General features: G+C 40.1%; 20 protein-coding genes and 2 pseudogenes. 21 read left to right on the plus strand and 1 reads right to left on the minus strand.

Translation table 11 applies throughout. The annotated features are described in order from the left end of the window. Positions 1-65: 65 nt before the first annotated feature. The 3 genes and pseudogenes from QFZ28_RS05975 to QFZ28_RS05985 form a co-directional block, all read left to right on the plus strand. Positions 66-1,199: a M24 family metallopeptidase gene (locus tag QFZ28_RS05975; protein ID WP_307193799.1), complete on the plus strand. Its 1,134-nt coding sequence runs from the start codon at positions 66-68 to the stop codon at positions 1,197-1,199. A gap of 30 nt (positions 1,200-1,229) precedes the next feature. Continuing rightward, positions 1,230-1,499, plus strand: a pseudogene (locus QFZ28_RS05980) (DUF5698 domain-containing protein); the annotation flags it as partial. Between the two features lie 2 nt (positions 1,500-1,501). Continuing rightward, positions 1,502-1,932 (plus strand): annotated as a pseudogene (locus QFZ28_RS05985) (proline dehydrogenase family protein); the annotation flags it as partial. Between the two features lie 183 nt (positions 1,933-2,115). Here the strand turns inward: QFZ28_RS05985 and QFZ28_RS05990 are convergent. Beyond that, positions 2,116-2,322, minus strand: a complete 207-nt coding sequence (locus QFZ28_RS05990) for a hypothetical protein (RefSeq protein ID WP_307193800.1) — start codon at positions 2,320-2,322, stop codon at positions 2,116-2,118. Between the two features lie 206 nt (positions 2,323-2,528). On the opposite strand from QFZ28_RS05990, the gene QFZ28_RS29700 reads away from it, so the two are divergent. From QFZ28_RS29700 to QFZ28_RS06075, 18 genes are all read left to right on the plus strand, one after another. Next, positions 2,529-2,825 carry a DUF5658 family protein gene (locus tag QFZ28_RS29700; RefSeq protein ID WP_373428119.1) on the plus strand — a complete coding sequence of 99 codons (297 nt, stop codon included), beginning with the start codon at positions 2,529-2,531 and terminating at the stop codon, positions 2,823-2,825. 438 nt (positions 2,826-3,263) lie between these two features. Then, entirely contained in the window at positions 3,264-3,785 is a 522-nt protein-coding gene (locus tag QFZ28_RS05995; protein ID WP_307193801.1) for a DUF6241 domain-containing protein, read from the plus strand. Between the two features lie 135 nt (positions 3,786-3,920). Continuing rightward, positions 3,921-4,391, plus strand: a complete 471-nt coding sequence (locus QFZ28_RS06000; RefSeq protein WP_307193802.1) for a hypothetical protein — start codon at positions 3,921-3,923, stop codon at positions 4,389-4,391. 135 nt (positions 4,392-4,526) lie between these two features. Further along, positions 4,527-5,501 (plus strand): ring-cleaving dioxygenase, encoded by a 975-nt coding sequence (locus QFZ28_RS06005; RefSeq protein WP_307193803.1) that lies wholly within the window; start codon positions 4,527-4,529, stop codon positions 5,499-5,501. 534 nt (positions 5,502-6,035) lie between these two features. Next, positions 6,036-6,254 carry a hypothetical protein gene (locus QFZ28_RS06010; RefSeq protein ID WP_307193804.1) on the plus strand — a complete coding sequence of 73 codons (219 nt, stop codon included), beginning with the start codon at positions 6,036-6,038 and terminating at the stop codon, positions 6,252-6,254. 401 nt (positions 6,255-6,655) lie between these two features. Next, entirely contained in the window at positions 6,656-7,651 is a 996-nt protein-coding gene (locus QFZ28_RS06015) for a Gfo/Idh/MocA family protein (RefSeq protein WP_307193805.1), read from the plus strand. A gap of 12 nt (positions 7,652-7,663) precedes the next feature. Further along, a complete protein-coding gene (locus tag QFZ28_RS06020) occupies positions 7,664-8,680 on the plus strand; it encodes a Gfo/Idh/MocA family oxidoreductase (protein ID WP_307193806.1) in 1,017 nt (338 codons plus the stop codon). A gap of 176 nt (positions 8,681-8,856) precedes the next feature. Continuing rightward, a complete protein-coding gene (locus tag QFZ28_RS06025) occupies positions 8,857-9,897 on the plus strand; it encodes a sugar ABC transporter ATP-binding protein (RefSeq protein WP_307193807.1) in 1,041 nt (346 codons plus the stop codon). Next, positions 9,857-10,366: an ATP-binding cassette domain-containing protein gene (locus QFZ28_RS06030; protein WP_307193808.1), complete on the plus strand. Its 510-nt coding sequence runs from the start codon at positions 9,857-9,859 to the stop codon at positions 10,364-10,366. The genes QFZ28_RS06025 and QFZ28_RS06030 overlap by 41 nt, the downstream gene beginning before the upstream one ends. Positions 10,367-10,370: 4 nt before the next feature. Continuing rightward, positions 10,371-11,366: an ABC transporter permease gene (locus QFZ28_RS06035; RefSeq protein ID WP_307193809.1), complete on the plus strand. Its 996-nt coding sequence runs from the start codon at positions 10,371-10,373 to the stop codon at positions 11,364-11,366. A gap of 102 nt (positions 11,367-11,468) precedes the next feature. Further along, positions 11,469-12,428 (plus strand): sugar ABC transporter substrate-binding protein, encoded by a 960-nt coding sequence (locus QFZ28_RS06040; protein ID WP_307193810.1) that lies wholly within the window; start codon positions 11,469-11,471, stop codon positions 12,426-12,428. A gap of 70 nt (positions 12,429-12,498) precedes the next feature. Then, on the plus strand, positions 12,499-13,518 hold the full coding sequence (locus QFZ28_RS06045) for a LacI family DNA-binding transcriptional regulator (RefSeq protein ID WP_307193811.1): 1,020 nt from the start codon (positions 12,499-12,501) through the stop codon (positions 13,516-13,518). A 183-nt stretch (positions 13,519-13,701) separates the two neighbouring features. Then, positions 13,702-14,721 (plus strand): inositol 2-dehydrogenase, encoded by a 1,020-nt coding sequence (iolG, locus tag QFZ28_RS06050; protein WP_307193812.1) that lies wholly within the window; start codon positions 13,702-13,704, stop codon positions 14,719-14,721. Positions 14,722-14,757: 36 nt separating this feature from the next. After that, positions 14,758-15,768 (plus strand): 5-dehydro-2-deoxygluconokinase, encoded by a 1,011-nt coding sequence (gene iolC / locus QFZ28_RS06055; protein WP_307193813.1) that lies wholly within the window; start codon positions 14,758-14,760, stop codon positions 15,766-15,768. 18 nt (positions 15,769-15,786) lie between these two features. Then, a complete protein-coding gene (locus QFZ28_RS06060; RefSeq protein ID WP_307193814.1) occupies positions 15,787-17,253 on the plus strand; it encodes a CoA-acylating methylmalonate-semialdehyde dehydrogenase in 1,467 nt (488 codons plus the stop codon). A 77-nt stretch (positions 17,254-17,330) separates the two neighbouring features. Then, positions 17,331-19,250: a 3D-(3,5/4)-trihydroxycyclohexane-1,2-dione acylhydrolase (decyclizing) gene (gene iolD / locus QFZ28_RS06065; RefSeq protein WP_307193815.1), complete on the plus strand. Its 1,920-nt coding sequence runs from the start codon at positions 17,331-17,333 to the stop codon at positions 19,248-19,250. A 14-nt stretch (positions 19,251-19,264) separates the two neighbouring features. After that, positions 19,265-20,161, plus strand: a complete 897-nt coding sequence (iolE, locus tag QFZ28_RS06070) for a myo-inosose-2 dehydratase (protein WP_307193816.1) — start codon at positions 19,265-19,267, stop codon at positions 20,159-20,161. A gap of 12 nt (positions 20,162-20,173) precedes the next feature. Further along, positions 20,174-21,010: a class II fructose-bisphosphate aldolase gene (locus tag QFZ28_RS06075; protein WP_307193817.1), complete on the plus strand. Its 837-nt coding sequence runs from the start codon at positions 20,174-20,176 to the stop codon at positions 21,008-21,010. The last annotated feature ends 6 nt before the right edge of the window (positions 21,011-21,016 follow it).

The following is a 21,016-nucleotide window of genomic DNA, read 5'->3' on the forward strand; positions in this document are numbered from 1 at the left end:
GTAAAACTCTAGGGTTTTTTTCAGGGGGCTTTTCTCTGCTTTTAAAAAAAAAGGAGGCTTTTCTGTTGAATATTAAAAAACGACTTGAGACATTTCGAGGCTTTATGTCTGAAAATCAAATTGAGTTAAGCTTGATTTGGGAGCCGGACAATCAATATTATCTAAGTGGTTTTCGGGCGATTACTTACTCTCGCCCAATTGTTACACTTATCAGCCACGAGCAAACGGAACTTATTGTTCCTGGACTAGAAGAGGTTCATGCTGCTGAAAAAGCCAATGTAGATAAACTATATGTCTATTATGAGCAAATAGATATGAGACATCGTGAGGTTTCGTATCTTGACCATTTATCAAAAATACTAAAAAAATACCCTTCTGGCACGAGGATTGGGGTTGAAATAGGAGTCCTGCCTTCAAGTGTGTATCTGTACTTGGAGGAATTTGGATTCAAGTTAGAGGATATCGGTCAAAAGGTTGTCAATATGCGGGCGATCAAAGATGAATTTGAAATCGAAAGGCTCAAAGTTGCCGGTAAGCTTTCCGATTATGCCATTGAAGAATCCCTAAAACATGCAAGAGCTGGAATCAGCGAGTTAGAATTTGATTCTTACGGCGATCGTTTATTACTAGAGATTGCATCAAAGGACTATGCAGAGGAGTTAATTGGCTATGAAAACTGGACGTGTTCAGGGATAAGAAGGAGTGAAATGCCGCATTTGTATTCAAGTACGAGAAAATTTGAGGATGGGGATGTGGTCATTCATAGCCGCCAAGTATGGTTCAATGGCTACCGCGCTGAAAATGAACGGACATTTTTTATCGGCCAGCCTTCTGAAAAACAAAAGGATCTTTTAAAGTTAGCCATTGAAGCTCAGAGGGTTGCTATGGACTTGATTCGGCCAGGTATTACAGCAAGGGAAGTGGACTTAGCTTCCTATGAGGTTTTTAAAAAGGCTGGTTACGGTGAATATGTAAACCATCGGGTCGGGCATGGGCTGGGATTATCTGAGCACGAAGAACCGTACTTGCGATTTGATAATGAGTTGGTTTTACAGGAAGGGATGGTCTATACGATTGAACCTGGGGTTTATGTTCCGGGGGTTGGGGGATACCGGCATTCCGATACGGTGATTTTAACCAAAAATGGAAGCTATTCTATTACCCAATACCCTAGAGATATTGACTCTCTCATGTTTTAAACAAGATTGCCATTTTGTGGAGACGAAGTTATGCCATCGATTATTCTCGTTATTATTGGGATGAATATTATCTATGTTTCATTATTTACCTTACGCGTCATTCTGGTCATTAAAGGCTTCAAGGTGCTTGCATCTATCCCATCAATGGGGGAAGTATTTGTTTATTTGATGGGTTTGACAATTGTTCTTGATAATCTTGATAAACCGCTTAATATTGCTGCTTATTGTGTTGGCTGGGGGATCGGGGTTTATATAGGAAGTAAAATTGAATCTTATCTAGCACTTAGGTACACGGTTTTGGGCGAAAGGAATATGTTAATGTTGGCACCGTTATCCAAGCCTATTTATACCGATCTGAGAAAGATATAAAAGACTTGTCAGGAATTTCGCTTCGACTTGTTAAAGGGGCTTATAAGGAGCCTGCGGATGTCGCGTTTCAAGAGAAACATCAAGTAGATGCTAACTATCTGAAGATTATTAAAGCACATTTGCTAAGCGAAAGTTATACGGCGATTGCCAGTCATGACCATACGATCATGGAAAAGTAAAGGAATTTGAATTTCAATTACTGTACGGATTCCGTACCGAACTTCAACTAAGCCTTGTAAAAGAGGGATACAACGTACGCATATATGTGCCATTTGGTAATGACTGGTTCGGTTATTTCATGCGCCGCCTCGCTGAAAGGCCGCAAAATATTGGTTATGCTATTAAAGGTTTTTTCTATAAATAAATGGTTAAGATACAAGCAAGTTAATGAATAGGAAAGGGGCCAACATCTAAATCCGGGTGTTGGCCTTATTGTGCCTGGCATGGTTCATTAATTAGATGTACAAGTCCGCTATCAGAGGACTATACTCCGCACGGTACGTAAGGAGGTTTGAGATGACGGGAGTTAGTCCCCCCTCCTACTCGATTAATATATTGTATGGGCGTTCTTTGTTAACGCACCTAATTCATACAGAATTGCTGCAACACTATTTTCACACCAGAGCTCCTTGACTTTACCTTCTTGAAAAAGAAATATCATGATACCTGTTTCCTTCACCCGCTGATTTTCTGAAGGGATATTGAACCAGCCTCCCTTATATAGATCTATCGTCATTTTAACACGATTAGGCATCAGGTGCTTTCTTTCGATTTTTCTTTTTCAAACTCGACCTATAATGTCAATTTCAAAATATCAAGAGAGTGTTGACTATGGTTGTTACGTTGATATTAAGGAGATTATAGGGGAAATTGTCTAACGATTATTTTTCTATTAAGAAGGATATCCTGCTATCAAAAAGGAAATTCGTTATTAGCAACAGTTCAGGAGGTATGGGTATCATGGTCTTGCTTTTTCATTATTTATCTCTCTTAAACATATTTGACGCTTTCGTTACTTATTTTGGATTGAAAAACTCATTGATACAGGAAATGAACCCGCTCATGAATAAAATCTATGAAGCGGATCCGGCTTTGTTTCTGATTACCAAGATGGCATTTTCGATGTGCCTTTATTTGTTTATTCTTTTTAAAAAAGTACCAACATCCTCCCTTACAAAGGGACTCACGGTCTTTGCCTCAAGCTTTTATACCCTGATATTCTTCCTCCATTGTTACTGGCTCGTTGTCCTCATTTAAAGGTGCCTAACCATTTTTATTATGGAAGGCACCTTATTAGTTAGGCTTAGGAGTTCAGATTACGTCCCATGGCTAAATTTAATTTATCGCGCGCTCCTTTCCGCCAATTTATTCCCGGGTACCTCTACCTTATAGGGAAACGTAATGCGCATCGAATAGCGTTGATTTACGAAACTACGTGGAAATTGTCAGAACAATCACGTTTTCTGCGATTAATTGAATTTAGTTAGCTGAAATTGTATTTTCGCTAATTATCAGTCAATTTGCGATTGTTTTTTTAAAAATAAATACCCCAAGGTTTGAAAGGGACACATTCATTCGTGATATCCATGGTAAACAATAATGTACAAGTATCTGGGATAATTTTGTATAATTAATAGAAATTGGGCTTTTGCCAAAAATGAGTTTTAATAGATTAGAGTTATGGGGGAGAGCACAATGAAGAAATTAAAGGTATGGGGTCTTATCATTGGGATTCTAGCTTGTATCGTGGGAGTTTATTTTTATTTGAGCGAAGATAGTGGGTTGAAATTGAATCTAAAGAAAAATGATCCGGTTGCTGCCAAAGAGGCACAAACAAAAATCGATAAGAGCTTTGAGGCCCCAATTTCAAGCAAGGTAATGGAAGAATATGAAACGATGAGTGATGGGAAACTTATCCAGGAAGTGCACAATATGACCCATCAGAAGGTGGAGGCCGACAAAAAATGGGGATCCTCCGAAATCACCGCCGATAAAGTCCAGAAATTATATGATGTTATAAAAAACAAAAACTTCAAAAACGGCAGCACGAAATCAATGCTCCTAGAAATCCTAGAACCGTGGCTCGGAAAAGACTTCACCAACGCCGTAAGCGCCCACAATCGTATATGGTCCTACCAAAACGGAAACATCGGCAAAGCCACCCGGCTTCTTACTCCTCAGGAAGAACTAGAATACATCGAGGAAGAATTTCGTTAAGTGCCCATGGTGACAGGCACCACTCGTGGACACTTTCCACCTGAGGCGGACACTTTGAAAGTCGAACTTCATTAATATTTGGACGTGGATGGACATAGTCTTTAGTATGGGGAGTCTGTACTAAAGGAGAGGTCCATGTCTAGAAAATCCACTTCGATTAAAGGAATTATATTGGGAATAATGCTGCTGGTCTGTATTGTTACTGTTTTTATGTTAATCAGGGGTGCTTGGTTTTCACCCGATAAAGAGGCAGTGGCTGTAGTGGAAGAGTTTTATTTGTATGAACAGCAGGGGGAATTTGCTTCGTCCTGGGATCTTTTTCATTCCACCATGAAAGAAAAATTCGGTAAAGGGCATTATATTCAAGACCGAGCCCACGTGTTCATGAACCACTTTGGCGTTGAAACATTTGACTTTACAATGAGTGAACCTGAAAAAATGGACCAATGGAAAATGTCCAAAACAGGACCAGCTATGAAAAATGTCTACAAAATCATCGTCATCCAAACCTACAAAGGAATATATGGAAACTTTGACCTAGAGCAAGAGGTATTTGCTGTTCAAGAAAAAGACGAGTGGAAAATCGTTTGGGATTATAACCAATAATCAGGGTACCTGGTACTCCTCCGTGGATAGTAATATTTGTATGACTGATATTTGACGGAGGGGGTTTTTTTGTTTATAATTATCTCGAATTCAAGATAATTAAACATTAATGAAATTCACTTAGGAGGCCTTTAGATGAAGCTGTTAGGTTTACATCATGTTTCAATCTTAACGGGTAAGGCAGAGAGGAACTTTCAATTTTATACAAAGATTTTAGGTTTTAGGCTGGTAAAGAAAACAGTCAATCAAGATAATACGGAATCTTACCATTTATTTTATGGTGACGCGAAGGGAAGTCCGGGGACAGAAATTACCTTCTTTGACATCCCTGGATTAGGGCATACGTATCCCGGCATTGGTAGTATTTCTTCCACATCACTGCGTGTGAAGGACACGAATGCACTCCACTATTGGGAGGAACGTTTTAAGGAGTTTCGGATTCAACATGGGCAGATTGAGAAGAGAAACAATCGTAATACTCTTGCGTTTCAGGATTTTGAGGGAACTAGTTTAGTGTTAGTGGCAGATAACGGTGAAGAAGGAGTTACTGCTGGTGTTCCTTGGGACAAGACCGATGTACCAGTGGAGCATGCCATTATTGGTTTGGGTCCAGTAACCTTAACCGTAGGTGTGCCTGACAAAACGGTTCAAGTTTTAACAGATGTTATGGGCTTTACACAGTCTGGCACATATCCATCGCTCGCAGGGGATTTCCCGGATATTATGGTTTTTTCAACAGGGGAAGGCGGGTCTGGAGCAGAGGTACATATCGAGACTAGACCTGACTTACCAAGGATGCGCCCTGGCCGGGGAAGTGTCCATCATGTTGCCTTTCGCGTTCCGAATGAGGAAGAATACGACTATTGGGCACAGAGAATCGCCGAATCAGGACTGATGAATTCTGGTAAAGTTGAACGGTATTACTTCAAAGCACTTTATTTCCGAGAACCGAATCATATTCTATTCGAATTATCAACCGACACCCCTGGTTTCGACGTAGATGAACCCATTGAAACATTAGGGGAAAAGCTTGCACTTCCGCCGTTTTTGGAACCCCGCCGCACGGAGATTGAAGCGAAGCTAAGACCGTTAGATTTAGATGATAAGTGATCCAAGACAGGGACCATCAACATATGGAACTTGTCTTTTTTTACTTGGCACAAACTTTCTTCTATTTTAATCTATAGAAAAATCCACCTTTTAATCCTCAAAGCAATACAAAGATTTTCAATTGATAAAATAAAAATCAATTAAAGTGAGCGATTGATGTGACTGTGGAAGTGAGTGATTTTTATGAAAGGCCATTTTTCTCCTCGTAAACGGCATTGTTGTTATTGATAAAAATGTTCAAGCGGACCAAGTTCAAGAGATGCAATTAAATTTGATAATAAACGGGATGGTGTATAATCCTGCACATCTCTCTGGTATTACGGGTAAAATGCTTGCAAAGGGGTCAGATCAGTTGAAACCTATCCTGGTGCCTTGCCTAGGTTAGAAAATGGTAAATTAACACTGACGAATTCCTTCCTGCAATCGATTGATGAGTCATTATATTTAGTGAGGAATGGAGTGCTTACTTTTGCGGAGGATCTTAATCTTTAAAAGTTTATGAGAATAAAAGTCAACTGGAAGTAAATGGTATAATTGCAATTTGATCAGCTCACTCTTGATGGAGATGTAAGCGAAGAGGTAATCCGACCGAAGGTAACAACATTGGATATCTTGGGTGAGGTGAAGGTACGTGAAAAGAAAATAAAAGGTGTTCTTCAAAATGTCACACGGGTAAGTACTGGCTCAATTAAAGTAGAAGGGAAAAAGGAAGCTGATACATCTCTTCATAACGTTGGGGAACTCTCTCATTAGAAAAGGAGGTTGGCAAGATGATTGTTAAAAGCTGTCTTTTTCAACGAGAAGAACTAATTGAAAGATTAAATTTTCCCCTGTATTTTAACGACTTTGTTCCAGAAAGGGATCTTTGAATAAACAAAGGAACTCCAACAATTATGGAGTTCCTTTGTTTATTTTTAAAAAGATATAAAAGGAAAGCGCATTCCCAAAACTTTATTCCTCATAATCTTTTTTATCTTAGATCAACCTTAAATGAATCCAATAAATGAAATAGTTAAAAATAATTTATTGAATTTGCTGAAAATTTAGTTGATAAACAAAAACAAGTGGGATAAAATATTAGGGAAAGCGCTTACCTTAAACCCGAGTATATAATAGCTTAGTATTATTAAAAATTAAAAGGGATGGTAGTTACTATGACGAAGATAAGATGGGGGATTCTAAGTGCAGCAAATATTGCATATGACGAATTAGTCCCGGCACTGCGCCGTTCAGCGCGGGCAGAGGTTGCAGCAGTTGCATCTAAAAGCACGGGTAAAGCAGAGCGATTTAATCCACCTGTTATTTACGATAACTATGAAGAGCTTTTGGACGATTCTTCCATTAATGCGGTTTATATTCCGCTTCCTAATTCTCTTCATGCGACATGGGCAGTAGAGGCAATGAAAAAAGGGAAGCATGTTTTACTTGAGAAACCGGCAACGCTAACAGAAGCCGAAATGAACTTTATTAAGGAAACTGCTGAAAACAACAATGTAGTTTTTATGGAAGCATTTATGTACCAATTTCACCGTCAGCATAAACGAGCAAAAGAACTTCTTCAATCTGGTGTGATTGGCGAATACCGTCATGTAAAAGCTCATTTTTCCTGGATGCTGGATGATGGGGGTGATATTCGATTAAATCGTGAGCTTGGCGGAGGTGCCATGCGTGATGTCGGATGTTATGGTTTACATGCAGTTACACAAATTGTTGGTTTTAAACCCATTCAAATCTCGATGACAGGAAGTATTCACCCAGAATATGGTGTGGATACAACTTCAACCTGTGTATTAATGGATAATAAAAATCGGATTGCCGAAGTATCAGCTTCAATAGAGCTTCCATTTATTAATCGCTATGAAATTATTGGGGAGAAGGGTTCTATAACTGTCGATTCTTCTTTCCGACCGGACGTATCTGATGATAAATTCGGAAAAATAACCGTGAAAGATAGCAATAGCAATGTTATCTGCTTTGAAAGAATTAAAGACGATCAATACTTAAATCAGGTTGAACATTTTCATGATTGTATTTTAACAGGAGGTTTGCCTAGCTATAATGCCGGCCACTCTCTTGAGATGGCTCGATATTTAGAAAAGGCATATCAATCACTTCAAAATCAATCTTTTTTAACAGATGTTAATAAATAGGAGGAAAGCAAAATGACAAATAAAATTCGCACAGCCGTATTTGGTCTTGGACGACTAGGGTATTGGCATGCAGTAAACGTATCAAGAATCCGTAATGCTGAGCTAGCTGCTGTATGTGACATGAATCTTGAATCGGCACAAAGAGTGGCAAAAGAATTAGAAGTCTCATTTTATACTGCAAATCCAGATGAAATTTTTCAGGACGATAGTATTCAAGCAGTGATTATTGCCTCCCCAACAAGCACGCATTTTGATTTATTGAAAAAGGCAGCAGAATCGAGAAAAGCGATATTTGTTGAAAAACCGTTAACACTTAATCTCGATGAAGCACTTGAAATTCAAGCTATTATAGAAAAAAACAAGAATATTTGCCAAGTTGGTTTTATGAGACGTTTTGATCCAGCTTACGATGCTGCCCAAAAGAGAATAGCTGCAGGTGATATTGGTAAACCGATTTACTTCCGTGGTATTTCTCGTGACCCACAATCCCCGCACGAAGCATTTATTGCACATAGTGGCGGTATTTTTGTTGATGTTTCCATCCATGACTTTGATATCGCGCGCTATTTGATGAATTCTGAGATAACATCTGTAAATGCGAATGGAAGTGTATTGAAATATCCATTTGTGAAAAAGTATAGCGATGTTGATCAATCACTTACTTATTTTGAATTTGCTTCAGGTGCAGCAGGAGATGCAGAGGCAAGCCGCAATGCTTATTACGGGTACGATATTCGTGCTGAGGTAATTGGAACGGAAGGATCCATTTTTATCGGAAATCTTCGTCATCATGATATCCATATATTGACTAAAGCGGGTGTAACACATGATATTCTTCCGGATTTTCCAGAACGTTTTGTTGATGCCTACAATTTGGAGCTGGTTGACTTCTATCGGGTTGTGAATGAGAATAGCACACCTCGTGTAACAGTAAATGACGGTGTAAAAGCGCTCGAGATTTCGTTAGCCGCTAGGGAATCATACCAAACGGGGCGAAAGGTAGAGCTTTCAAAGTTAGCCTTAAGGTAACAAGGGAATGGTTATTTTTATAATGCAGTTAACTTGCGCTACGGAAATTAAAATTTTCAATATTTTTAATTTTAAATAAAAAAACATTGCTAACGTATTAATTAGTAGATTATAATTATAGTAAGTTGGGAAAGCGCTTTCCCTAACATGAGAACATTACGGAAAGGGGACTGTAAGTGGTTACTTCTGTAGAAAGCCTCCTTGAGATGAAAAATATTAAGAAAAGCTTTAATCAAAATCATGTATTGAAGGGAATTGACTTTGAAGTAAAGCCTGGAGAAGTCCATGTTTTACTAGGTGAAAACGGAGCAGGTAAGTCTACTCTGATAAAAATTTTAACTGGCGCCTATTATAAGGATTTTGGTGAAATTTTTTGGGAAGGCAAGCCGGTTCAAGTTCATAACCCAGTGGATGCCATGAAACTCGGGATCGCAACCATTTACCAAGAGTTGAATGTAATTCCAGAATTAAAAGTTTATGAGAATATCTTTCTTGGCAGGGAAATAAAGCTTGGAGGAAAAATGTCCCTGTTGAATTACAAGAAAATGCGCAAAGAAGCTGAGCGGTGCCTTGAATTGCTTGGTCAGAGTCCGGAATTAGCAGATAAACAATTGGGAGAACTGGGAATAGGTCAGCAACAATTAGTAGAAATTGCAAAAGCGCTTGCCCTGGATGCTAAATTAATTATTATGGATGAGCCGACCTCCAGCCTTAGTTCAACAGAAGTAGAACAATTATACCTATGTGTAGAACAGCTAAAAGCAAAAGGGATTGCCATTGTGTTTATCTCACATCGACTTGAGGAAATTAGAAGAATGGGTGATCGTATTACCATTCTCCGTGATGGATTTAAAATCAGTACGTTACCGGTCAAAACAACCGAAACGGATTATTGGATTGAACTGATGGTTGGGCGGGCGCTTGAGGAAAAATTTCCAAAGCAAAGCTTTACTCTCGGTAAAGAAGGGTTTCGGGTTGAAGATTTACTAGTAGAAGGAACTTCAGAGCCTGTTAATTTTACCATCCGCTATGGAGAAATTGTTGGAATTTCCGGGCTTGTTGGTGCAGGGCGTACAGAATTAGCGAGAGCGATTTTTGGAGCAGATAAATGTCAATTTGGCAAAATCTTTATTGATGGAATTCAAGTGCAAATCAAGTCACCAAGAGATGCAATCAATGCAGGGATTGCCTTTATTACAGAAAGACAGGAAAAGTGAAGGTCTTCTTTTAGATCAGCCTCTCGATTTCAATATTGCGATGGCAAATATGAAAAAATTTAAAAATAAATCCAAGCTGGTTAATTTAAAGGCAATCAGAAATGAAGCTGAGAAATATATAAAGGAATTAAAAGTCCGTCCAGATGACATAGACCTCCATGCCCGAAAACTAAGCGGAGGAAATCAACAAAAAGTGGTTATCGCAAAATGGCTGTGCACAAAAGCTCGTATATTTATTTTTGACGAACCGACTCGAGGTATTGATGTTGGTGCCAAGGTAGAAGTTTATCGTTTAATGAACCAGCTTGTTGAAAGTGGCGCTATTGTGATGATGATATCATCGGACCTTCCAGAAATTCTTGGTATGTGTGACCGGGTTTTAGTTATGAGTGAAGGGAAAATAACAGCGGATCTTACGATTAAAGAAGCTTCTCAAGAACGTATTATGAAAGCGGCTACAGGGGGATGAAATAATGAGTGAAATGGTTGTTGAAAAATCACAAACGAAAGTCGACGAAAAGAAATCGCTAAAAAGTTATGTAAGTAAGTTTGGACCACTCATCGGTCTCGTTATTTTAACCACAGTACTGACTTTTTTATCTGATAAGTTTATGACGATGAACAATGTCATGAATATTGCGAGACAGTCTTCAATTAATGCGCTGCTTGGCATTGGTATGTTGCTGCCGATTTTAACTGCAGGAATTGACCTGTCAGTTGGGTCCATTCTAGCTCTTGCTATTATGGTAATGGGAATTGTAACCGTTAACATGGGCATGAGTCCATTTATAGGAATTCTTGTTTGTCTTGCTGTTGGTGCGGCATTTGGTTTATTAAACGGCTTGATGTTAACAAAGTTGCGCTTACCTCATCCATTTATTTCTACTCTAGGAACCATGAACATTGCACGTGGGATTGCACTGATTGTCACAGCGGCAGCACCAATTGCTGGATTTCCTTACATGATCCAATTTTTAGGCCGTGAATTTGTAGGTCCGATTCCCGTGAGTTTTTTACTAGTAATTACAGTATATGTCATTTTTCACATTTTCTTAACTAGGACACAAACAGGCCGGTACATATATGCAATCGGCGGGAATAAAGAAGCTGCCCGGTTGTCCGGTATTAATGTTGATAGAGTATTAATTATTGTGTATACCATTAGTGGCTTAATGGCTGGTCTTGCTGGTCTTGTTATGGTAGGACGGGTAAACTCTGCATTCCCGCTTGCTGGACTTTCGTTTGAACTTGATGCGATTGCAGCCGTTATTATTGGAGGAGCAAGCTTCTTTGGCGGTGTTGGTACTGTATGGGGTACATTGATTGGGGCCATGATTATCGCTGTGCTTCGAAATGGTTTAAATCTTTTAAATGTTTCTGCCGATTTCCAAATGACCGTTATTGGTCTAGTAATTATCGCAGCTGTTTATGTTGATGTTCTTCGCCAGCGCAAAAGTAAAAAGGGATAAATCATTATTGGTTTCATCAAGCAAATTCATCTTAGTTAATTCATCTTGGTTAAAATCATCTTTGATGATGCGCTTAATCAAAATTAATTGGGGGAATGGAAAGTGAAGAAAAAGTTTAAATTTATGGGGATCGCAGTAGCGTTAACAAGTGTGATATTAGTGGCTGGCTGCAGTGGTAAAGCCAGTAGTGGAAAAAGTGGGGAAGAAAGTGTGGCTGTCGTACTAAAAACTTTGTCAAGTCCATACTGGAAGTATGTTGAAGCAGGTGCTAAAGCTGCTGGTAAAGAGCTGGGTGTTGAGGTAACGGTAGTAGGTCCAGCGGCAGAATCACAAGTAATTGAGCAAGTTAACATGCTTGAGGATCAAATAAGTCAGGCACCAGGTGCAGTTGTTGTTGCTCCATCTCAACCTGAAACGGTAGTACCAGTTTTAGAATCTGCTGTTAAATCTAAATTGCCAGTTCTTCTTATCGATACTGATGCGGATTTTAAGGGTAAAACAACTTTTATCGGTACAGAAAACTTTACAGCAGGTCAGGAAGGCGGCAAATTGCTAGCTTCAATGCTTCAAAAAGGTGATAAAGTAGTTTTAATTGAAGGAGCTCTTGGAAATTCTGCGACTGACGCAAGGATTAAAGGTGCAAAAGAATCACTTGAAGCAGCAGGAATGATTGTTGTCGCCCAGCAGCCGGCAGAGAGCGATAAAACGAAAGCAATGTCTGTTATGGAAAATATTCTTCAGAAAAACGCTGATGTAAAAGGGGTATTCTCTGCAAATGATGATATGGCACTTGGAGTATTACGTGCAGTTGAAGCAAAAGGATTAGATATTAAAGTAATTGGTACAGATGGAACAGAAGAAGCTGTTGAATCCATTTTAGCTGGAAAGCTAGCAGGTACAATCGCACAAAGTCCTTACAATATGGGATTTGAAGGTGTTAAAAAAGCATTGGAAGCAATCAAAGGGGAAAAAATAGAAAGTCGAATTGACAGCGGGGTCGATATTATTACAAGTGAAAATGCTAAGGGAAAATTGGAATTCCTAAAGAGTATTTCAAAATAAAAAATTGTAAAAAACCCCGCTTGTTCTCATGCTACAATTATAAAAAGACATTAATAAGGAGTTCGGGAAAATGAAACCTACTATATATGATGTAGCGGAAAAGGCGGGGGTTTCGATTGCCACAGTTTCAAAAGTGGTTAACAATACTGGCCGTATAAGCGATAAGACAAAACGGAAGGTTACGAAAATAATGCAGGAGCTTGAATACCAGCCAAGCAGTTTAGCGGCTGCATTAACTGGTAAGAAAACATTCACATTAGGTGTTCTTGTTCCTGATATAGCAAACCCGTTTTTTGCTGAGGTTGCGCGGGCATTAGAAAACACATCCCGTGAAGCGGGTTATACGATAATATTGTGCAGTACTGATTATCAGCGTGAAAGAGAACATGACTATTTGGAACTGCTTTTTAAAAAACAGGTAGATGGCATTATTATTGCCACTGATCCAAACGACTTGCAAATGTACAAAACATTACACAAGCGGCATATGCCTTTCCTCTTGTTTACAATTGATCATTTGTCCTCTTCGTATCATGTTGTTACGACGGATGATATCAGAGGTGGATATCTTGCAGGAAGTTATTTGCTGGAAAAAGGACATCGGAAAATGGCAATGATCAATGAAAAAGACCGACCGGGTGGACGCTTACGACTAGAAGGGTTTAGGCAGTCGCTTGCTGATTCAGGTGTTACCTTGGATAATCATTTGGTTGTTAACTCAAGATCTAAGATTGATGAGGCTAAAGAAGCTGCTCAGTATATTTTAAATTTGCAGGAAAAACCAACAGCAGTATTTGCTTCAACTGATTTAATTGCTGCAGTCTTTATTAATGAAGCACGTAAGGCGAATATCTCAATTCCAAATGATATTTCCGTTATTGGGTTTGATAATACCATTCATGCTGAAATAGTTGATCCAGGATTAACGACCATCGCACAACCTATCTCTGAATTGGCGCACTATGCGATCCATCAATTGTTAAAGTCAGTTGAAAATCCTGACATTACTGGAAGCCGCATTATGCTGACACCAAATCTAATTATTCGTGAGTCTGTACGTGATATTAATAATGAAAATAATCATAATTGAGCTTGTTGATATATTTCGACAGCTCTTAACCTTTTAGGGTAAGCGCTTAATCAAAAAGAGATATTTTTGACAGATTTATAGATTAATTTTATTAGAAAAAAAGCACCAAAATTAAGAAATGAATTTAAGAAAATGCTTAACCAACTTGTTGGTCTGAGTTAAATAAAAGGGAGGAATCAACTAATGACTTTTACTGTAGGAATTATCGGAGCAGGCCGAATTGGCAAATTACATGTAGATAATTTGAAAATGTTACCTCAAATTCGAATAAAAAGCGTATCAGATGTTGCAATAAATCATCTTGAATCGTGGGCAAAAGAAAAACAAATTGCTGTTTTGACTGAGGATTACCTTGATTTATTGAATGACCCAGAAATTGACGCAATATTTATTTGTTCTCCGACAAATACACATGCAGACATTATTAAAAAAGCAGCCGAGGCAGGGAAACACATTTTCTGTGAAAAACCAGTTAGTTTCTCCGTTGAACAGACAGAGGAAGCACTTGCTGTTGTTGAAAAAGCCGGAGTAAAGCTTCAGGTTGGTTTTAATCGCCGCTTTGATCCAAACTTCCGTAAGGTTCGCAGCCTTGTTCAAGAAGGTGAAATTGGTACACCGCATATTTTACGAATCACATCACGAGATCCACAGCCACCTGGTGTTGACTATATTAAAGCATCTGGCGGTCTGTTTATGGATATGACGATTCATGATTTTGATATGGCCCGCTACATCATGGGAAGTGAAGTTATTGAGGTTTCTGCATATGGTGCTGTGCTTGTTGATCCGGCTATTGGCGAAGCTGGTGATATTGATACTGCCATCATCAGTTTGAAATTTGCCAATGGCGCCTTAGGAGTTATCGATAACAGCCGCCGTGCAGCATACGGTTACGATCAGCGTCTTGAAATTTTCGGTAACAAGGGGGCCGCACAGGTAGATAACAATCGTGCAACCAATGTTGAAATTTCTACAGCTGCAAATGTATCAAAAGAAAAACCACTTTACTTTTTCTTAGAGCGATATACTCAGGCATATATCGATGAAGTATTAGAATTTGTGGCTGCTTGTATTGAAAACCACGAAGTAACTTGCAGCGGATTTGATGGCTTACAGGCTGAACGTATCGCGAAAGCTGCTAAAAAGTCTCTTGAAACGGGTGCCCCAGTTCGATTAGAGCAAGTAGAAACAGCAACTGTTTAATCAAGTCGAGGAATTTGAAAGGAAAGGAACGATATAATGAATCCTCTTAAGTTTGAAACAACTAGGCCGCTTGATATCATTGCAATCGGCCGACTATGTATAGACTTAAACGCCAATGAGATAAACCGTCCAATGGAAGAAACAAATACTTTTACAAAGTATGTTGGCGGATCTCCAGCAAATATTGCTATTGGTTCCGCACGGCTCGGTCAAAAAACGGGGTTTATTGGAAAAGTAGCAGATGATCAAATGGGCCGGTTTATCACCGGCTACCTAGAAAAAAATTCTATTGACACTAAGGGTATAACGGTTGATCGTACAGGAGCTGTTACTGGCCTTGCGTTTACGGAAATTAAAAGCCCAAGTGAATGCAGTATCTTGATGTACCGTGATAATGTTGCAGATTTGAAGTTGCATCCTAAAGAAGTTGACGAAGAGTATATTAAGCAATCAAAGGTATTATTGGTTTCCGGAACGGCTCTTGCAAAAAGTCCTTCCCGTGAAGCAGTATTTCTAGCGCTTGAATATGCAGTAAAGCATAAAGTTACAGTGATATTTGACTTAGACTATCGTCCATATACATGGGTGGATGAGGCAGAAACTGCGGTTTATTATAACCTGGCTGCAGAAAAATGTGATGTGATAATCGGTACGCGTGAGGAATTCGATATGATGGAAAAATTGTTAAATATCGAAGAATCGGATGATCGTCATACAGCGTCCCGTTGGTTCTCATATCGTGCAGAGCTCGTTGTTATCAAGCATGGGGGTTCAGGATCAATTGCCTATACAAAAGATGGAATGTCACACCGGAGCGGGATTTTTCCAACAAATGTACTAAAAACGTTTGGTGCTGGCGATTCTTATGCATCAGCGTTCATATATGGATTGATGAAAGGAAAAGAAGTGTCTGAAGCGATGAAAATGGGGAGCGCTTCAGCTTCAATTGTTATTTCACGCCACAGTTGCTCTGATGCAATGCCGACTGAAGAAGAATTACTAAATCATATGGAAACGGCCTATTACGAACTAGCTCAACACGGATAAAGAAAGGGAGAGATTAACTTGACTCAAACAACTACAGTAGTACGATTGAAAAACTATATTGGCGGGGAATGGGTTGATTCACTTTCAGAAAAAACTGAAATCGTTGTTAATCCTGCGACCGGTGAAGCACTTGCTGAAGTTCCTATTTCAACAAAAGAAGATGTCGACCGTGCTGTTCAGGCAGCAAACGAAGCATTTAAAGCATGGTCCCAAGTTTCTGTTCCAAAACGGGCACGTATCCTATTTAAATATCAGCAACTTCTCGTAGAAAACTGGGAGGAACTTGCAAAACTCGTGACAAAGGAAAACGGGAAAAGTTTATCGGAAGCACGTGGTGAAGTGCTTCGTGGAATTGAGTGTGTTGAATTTGCAGCAGGAGCACCTACTTTAATGATGGGTAAACAGCTGCCAGATATTGCAACAAATATTGAATCTGGTATGTACCGCTATCCACTTGGGGTTGTTGGCGGAATTACACCCTTCAACTTCCCAATGATGGTTCCTTGCTGGATGTTCCCGCTTGCGATTGCTGTTGGAAATACTTTTGTATTAAAACCATCAGAACGTACGCCAATTCTTGCAGCACGGCTTGCTGAATTATTTGAAGAAGCCGGCCTGCCAAAAGGTGTATTGAATATTGTAAATGGTGCCCATGATGTGGTAAATGGTCTGCTTGAACATAAGCTTGTTAAAGCTATTTCCTTTGTTGGTTCTCAACCAGTTGCTGAATATGTATACAAAACAGGTTCTGCAAACTTGAAACGTGTTCAAGCATTAGCTGGTGCAAAAAATCACTCCATCGTATTAAAGGATGCAAATCTTGACATTGCAGCAAAGGAAATTTCCGGTGCGGCCTTTGGTTCAGCTGGTGAACGTTGTATGGCTGCGGCTGTTGTGACAGTGGAAGAGTCTGTAGCTGACGAATTAATAGCAAGGTTGAAAAAGACTGCCGATGAAATGGTAATCGGAAATGGTCTAGAAGAAAGTGTCTTCCTTGGACCCGTTATTCGTGAGGCTCACAAAAAGCGTACACTAGGATATATTGCAACAGGTGTGGAGCAGGGAGCAACACTCGTACGTGACGGCCGTGAAGATTCAGAGGTAAAGGGCGATGGTTATTTCGTTGGACCAACGATATTCGATCATGTAACACAAGAGATGAAAATCTGGCAGGATGAAATTTTTGCCCCAGTACTTTCCATTGTTCGTGTAAATGGCCTTGCTGAAGCGGTTGAAGTTGCTAATGCTTCTTCCTTCGCAAATGGCGCATGCCTTTATACGGATAGTGCTTCAGCTGTCCGCCAGTTCCGTGAGACCATCGATGCGGGAATGCTCGGAATAAATGTTGGTGTCCCGGCGCCAATGGCATTCTTCCCGTTCTCAGGCTACAAGGATTCCTTCTATGGTGACCTGCATGCCAATGGAACTGACGGAGTTGAATTTTATACTAGAAAGAAAATGGTGACGGCTCGTTACGTGAAGTAACTTAATGGGAGGGGAGAGGAGGGACGGTGAGGTCCGTGCCGCTTCCCTTTCGCTTATTCAGAAAGGAGAATGATTAGGTGAGAACGATTCGTTTAACAACAGCACAGGCACTTGTGAAATTTTTAAATGCGCAGTATGTAGAGTTTGATGGAAAACAAGAACGTTTTGTTAAAGGAATATTTACGATTTTTGGTCATGGAAATGTATTGGGAATTGGGCAGGCTCTTGAGGAAAACCCAGGGGATCTAGAAGTATACCAAGGACGTAATGAACAGGGAATGGCGAATGCTGCAATGGCCTTTGCTAAGCAGAAACATCGGAAACAGATTATAGCATGTACTTCATCAGTCGGACCAGGTGCAGCAAACATGATTACTTCTGCAGCGACAGCGACTGCAAACAATATTCCTGTTTTACTACTTCCAGGTGATGTATTTGCATCTCGCCAGCCTGACCCAGTGCTTCAGCAAATCGAGCAGACACATGATTTATCGATTTCAACGAATGATGCGTTCCGTCCAGTAAGTAAATATTGGGATCGGGTAAGCAGGCCGGAGCAGTTGATGTCAGCTATGCTTAATGCTATGCGTGTTTTGACAAATCCAGCAGATACAGGAGCTGTAACGATTGCCCTTCCTCAGGATGTTCAAGGTGAAGCATGGGATTATCCAGAAAGATTCTTTAAAAAGCGTGTTCACCGGATTGAGCGTCGTTTTCCTTCTGCTGAAAGTGTTTTTGATGCAGTCCAACTGATAAAGTCAAAGAAAAAACCTATGTTAATTATAGGCGGAGGTGTCCGTTATTCGGAAGCAGCCGAAACCTTTGTGAGATTTGCTGAAACATTCAATATTCCATTCGGCGAAACTCAAGCTGGAAAAAGCGGTGTGGAAAGTAATCATCCGCTGAACTTGGGGGGGCTTGGAGTAACAGGTAACTCGGCAGCTAATTCAATTGCCAAAGATGCAGATTTGATTATTGGTGTCGGAACTCGCTTTACAGACTTTACAACCTCTTCAAAACAACTATTTACCAAGGCCGACATTTTAACGATCAATATATCTGAATTCCATGCTTCAAAATTAGAGGCGGTAAAGGTCGTTGCTGATGCAAAAGCAGGTCTCGAAGCGATTGAGGCTTCTCTCGTAGGCTATCAATCTACTTATGAAAAAGAAATTGAAGAAGCAAAACAAGGCTGGCAGGATGAAATGAACCGTCTTTATGCTATCAACTTTGGTGAAGATTTCATACCTGAAATTGCTGGTCATTTAGATGGTAATTTACCTGAATATAAAGAAGTGCTACAAAGTGAACTTACGCAAACCAGTGTCATCGGTAAAGTAAATGAACTGTTGGATGACAGTGCGATTGTCGTTGGAGCAGCCGGCAGTCTTCCGGGTGACCTGCAGCGGATGTGGGTATCAAAAACACGCAACACGTATCATATGGAATACGGATATTCCTGTATGGGCTACGAAATCGCCGGTGCTTTAGGTGCAAAACTAGCTGAACCGGACAAGGAAGTTTATGCGCTGACCGGGGATGGAAGCTACCTGATGCTTCATTCAGAACTGATTACAAGTCTTCAAGAAGGAAAAAAAATTAATGTAATTCTTTTCGATAACTCTGGGTTCGGCTGTATTAACAATTTGCAAATGGAAAATGGGATGGGCAGCTTTGGGGCGGAATTCCGCAAACGAAATCCCGAAACAGGCAAATTAGATGGCCCTGTCATGGTAATTGATTTTGCGAAAGCAGCTGAAGGTTATGGGGTAAAAACCTATTCTGTACGTAATATGGAGGAGCTTGAAGCAGCAATCATTGATTCCAAAAAGCAAACAGTCAGCACACTGATAGACATTAAAGTGCTCCCAAAAACAATGACACACGGATATGATTCTTGGTGGCATGTCGGTGTTGCGGAAGTTTCAGAAAAAGTTGGCATCCAATCAGCATATGAAGGCAAGGTATCAAATTTACAAAAAGCACGTGCATATTAATGGAGGGAACCGTTATGTTTAATAACCATCATGTAAAATTGGCGATTGCGCCAATCGGCTGGACAAATGATGATTTGCCGGAGCTCGGCGGCGAAGTAACATTTGAGCAATGTATTAGTGAAATGGCCCTTGCTGGGTTTTCAGGAAGTGAAGTCGGTAATAAATACCCGCGTAAAACAGAAATTTTAAAAAAAGCACTATCGTTAAGAGGCTTAGAAATTGCAAGTGCATGGTTCAGTACTTTTTTAACCTCAAAACCTTTTGAAGAGACCGCCAAAGCTTTCATCGAACACCGAGACTTTTTACATGAAATGGGAGCAAAAGTGATTGTTGTTTCTGAACAGGGAAACAGTATTCAGGGAAAGATGGAGGTCCCGTTGTTTGAAAATAAACCCGTTTTTACTGAGGAAGAATGGGCTGGTCTTTTGGATGGCTTAGAGAGACTTGGTGATCTTGCTGCAGAAAAAAATATGAGAATTGTGTACCACCACCATATGGGGACGGGGATCCAGACGACAGAGGAAATTGACCGGTTAATGAAAGAAACGGATCCTGAAAAGGTATCGCTTCTTTATGATACAGGCCACCTTGTATTTTCAGGTGAAGATTTTCTTCATGTACTTAACACACATATGAACCGAATTCATCATGTTCATTTAAAAGATGTCAGGATCGATGTTGCTAATAAGGTTCGTGAAGGGAAATTAAGCTTTTTACAAGCGGTTAAAGACGGAGTGTTTACTGTACCTGGAGATGGAGTAATCGACTTCAAGCCGGTTTTTGAAGCACTTGATGCTGCTAGATACGAAGGCTGGTTTGTTGTGGAAGCGGAGCAGGACCCGGCGCTTGCAAACCCATTTGAATATGCTTTGAAGGCACGCCAGTATATCCGTGAGATAAGCGGAGTTTAAAGGAGAACATAGATGACTTTAGTAAAAATGAAGGATATTCTTGATCAAGCTGAAGTAAATCATTATGGTGTTGGTGCGTTTAGTGTCGCTAACATGGAAATGGTGAGGGGGGCAGTATGGGCTGCAGAAGAACTCCGTTCCCCGCTTATTTTGCAAATTGCCGAAGTTCGATTAAACCATTCTCCACTTCATTTAATCGGCCCTGTTATGGTGGAAGCGGCAAAGAGAGCAACTGTGCCAGTAGCAGTCCACTTTGACCATGGTTTGACGGAGGGGAAAATCCGTGAGGCTTTAGAAATTGGCTTTACTTCTATTATGTATGACGGTTCGCACTATCCGCTTGAAAAAAATATTAATGAAACGAAAAAAATGGCGGCAATGGCACGGGAATTTGGTGCGACAGTAGAAGCGGAAATCGGTCAAGTCGGCGGAAGTGAGGACGGCTCGATTGACCTTGAAATTTTAATTACTTCTGTAGCAGAAGCAAAACGGTTCGCAGCTGAAACAGGGATTGATGCCCTGGCAATTGCAATTGGCAATGCTCACGGCATGTATAAAGGGGAGCCAAATTTACGAATCGACCGCTTGGCCGAAATTAATAGTGAGATTGAGATTCCACTTGTGTTACATGGAGGTTCAGGTATTTCGGAATCGGACTTCCACACTTGTATAAGCCATGGTATTCGGAAAATAAATGTCGCGACTGCAACTTTTAATAATGTTGTTAAAGTGATTAATGAAAATACGCATTTTGAAAACTATTTTTCTTATCAACAGCGTATTATGGAAGCAGCTGCTGTAAATGTAAAGCATCATATGGAAATGTTTATGAGCACTGGGCGCGTATAAGGGGGA

It is taken from the genome of Neobacillus niacini (assembly GCF_030817695.1).
Taxonomy (GTDB): Bacteria; Bacillota; Bacilli; order Bacillales; family Cytobacillaceae; genus Neobacillus; species Neobacillus niacini_F.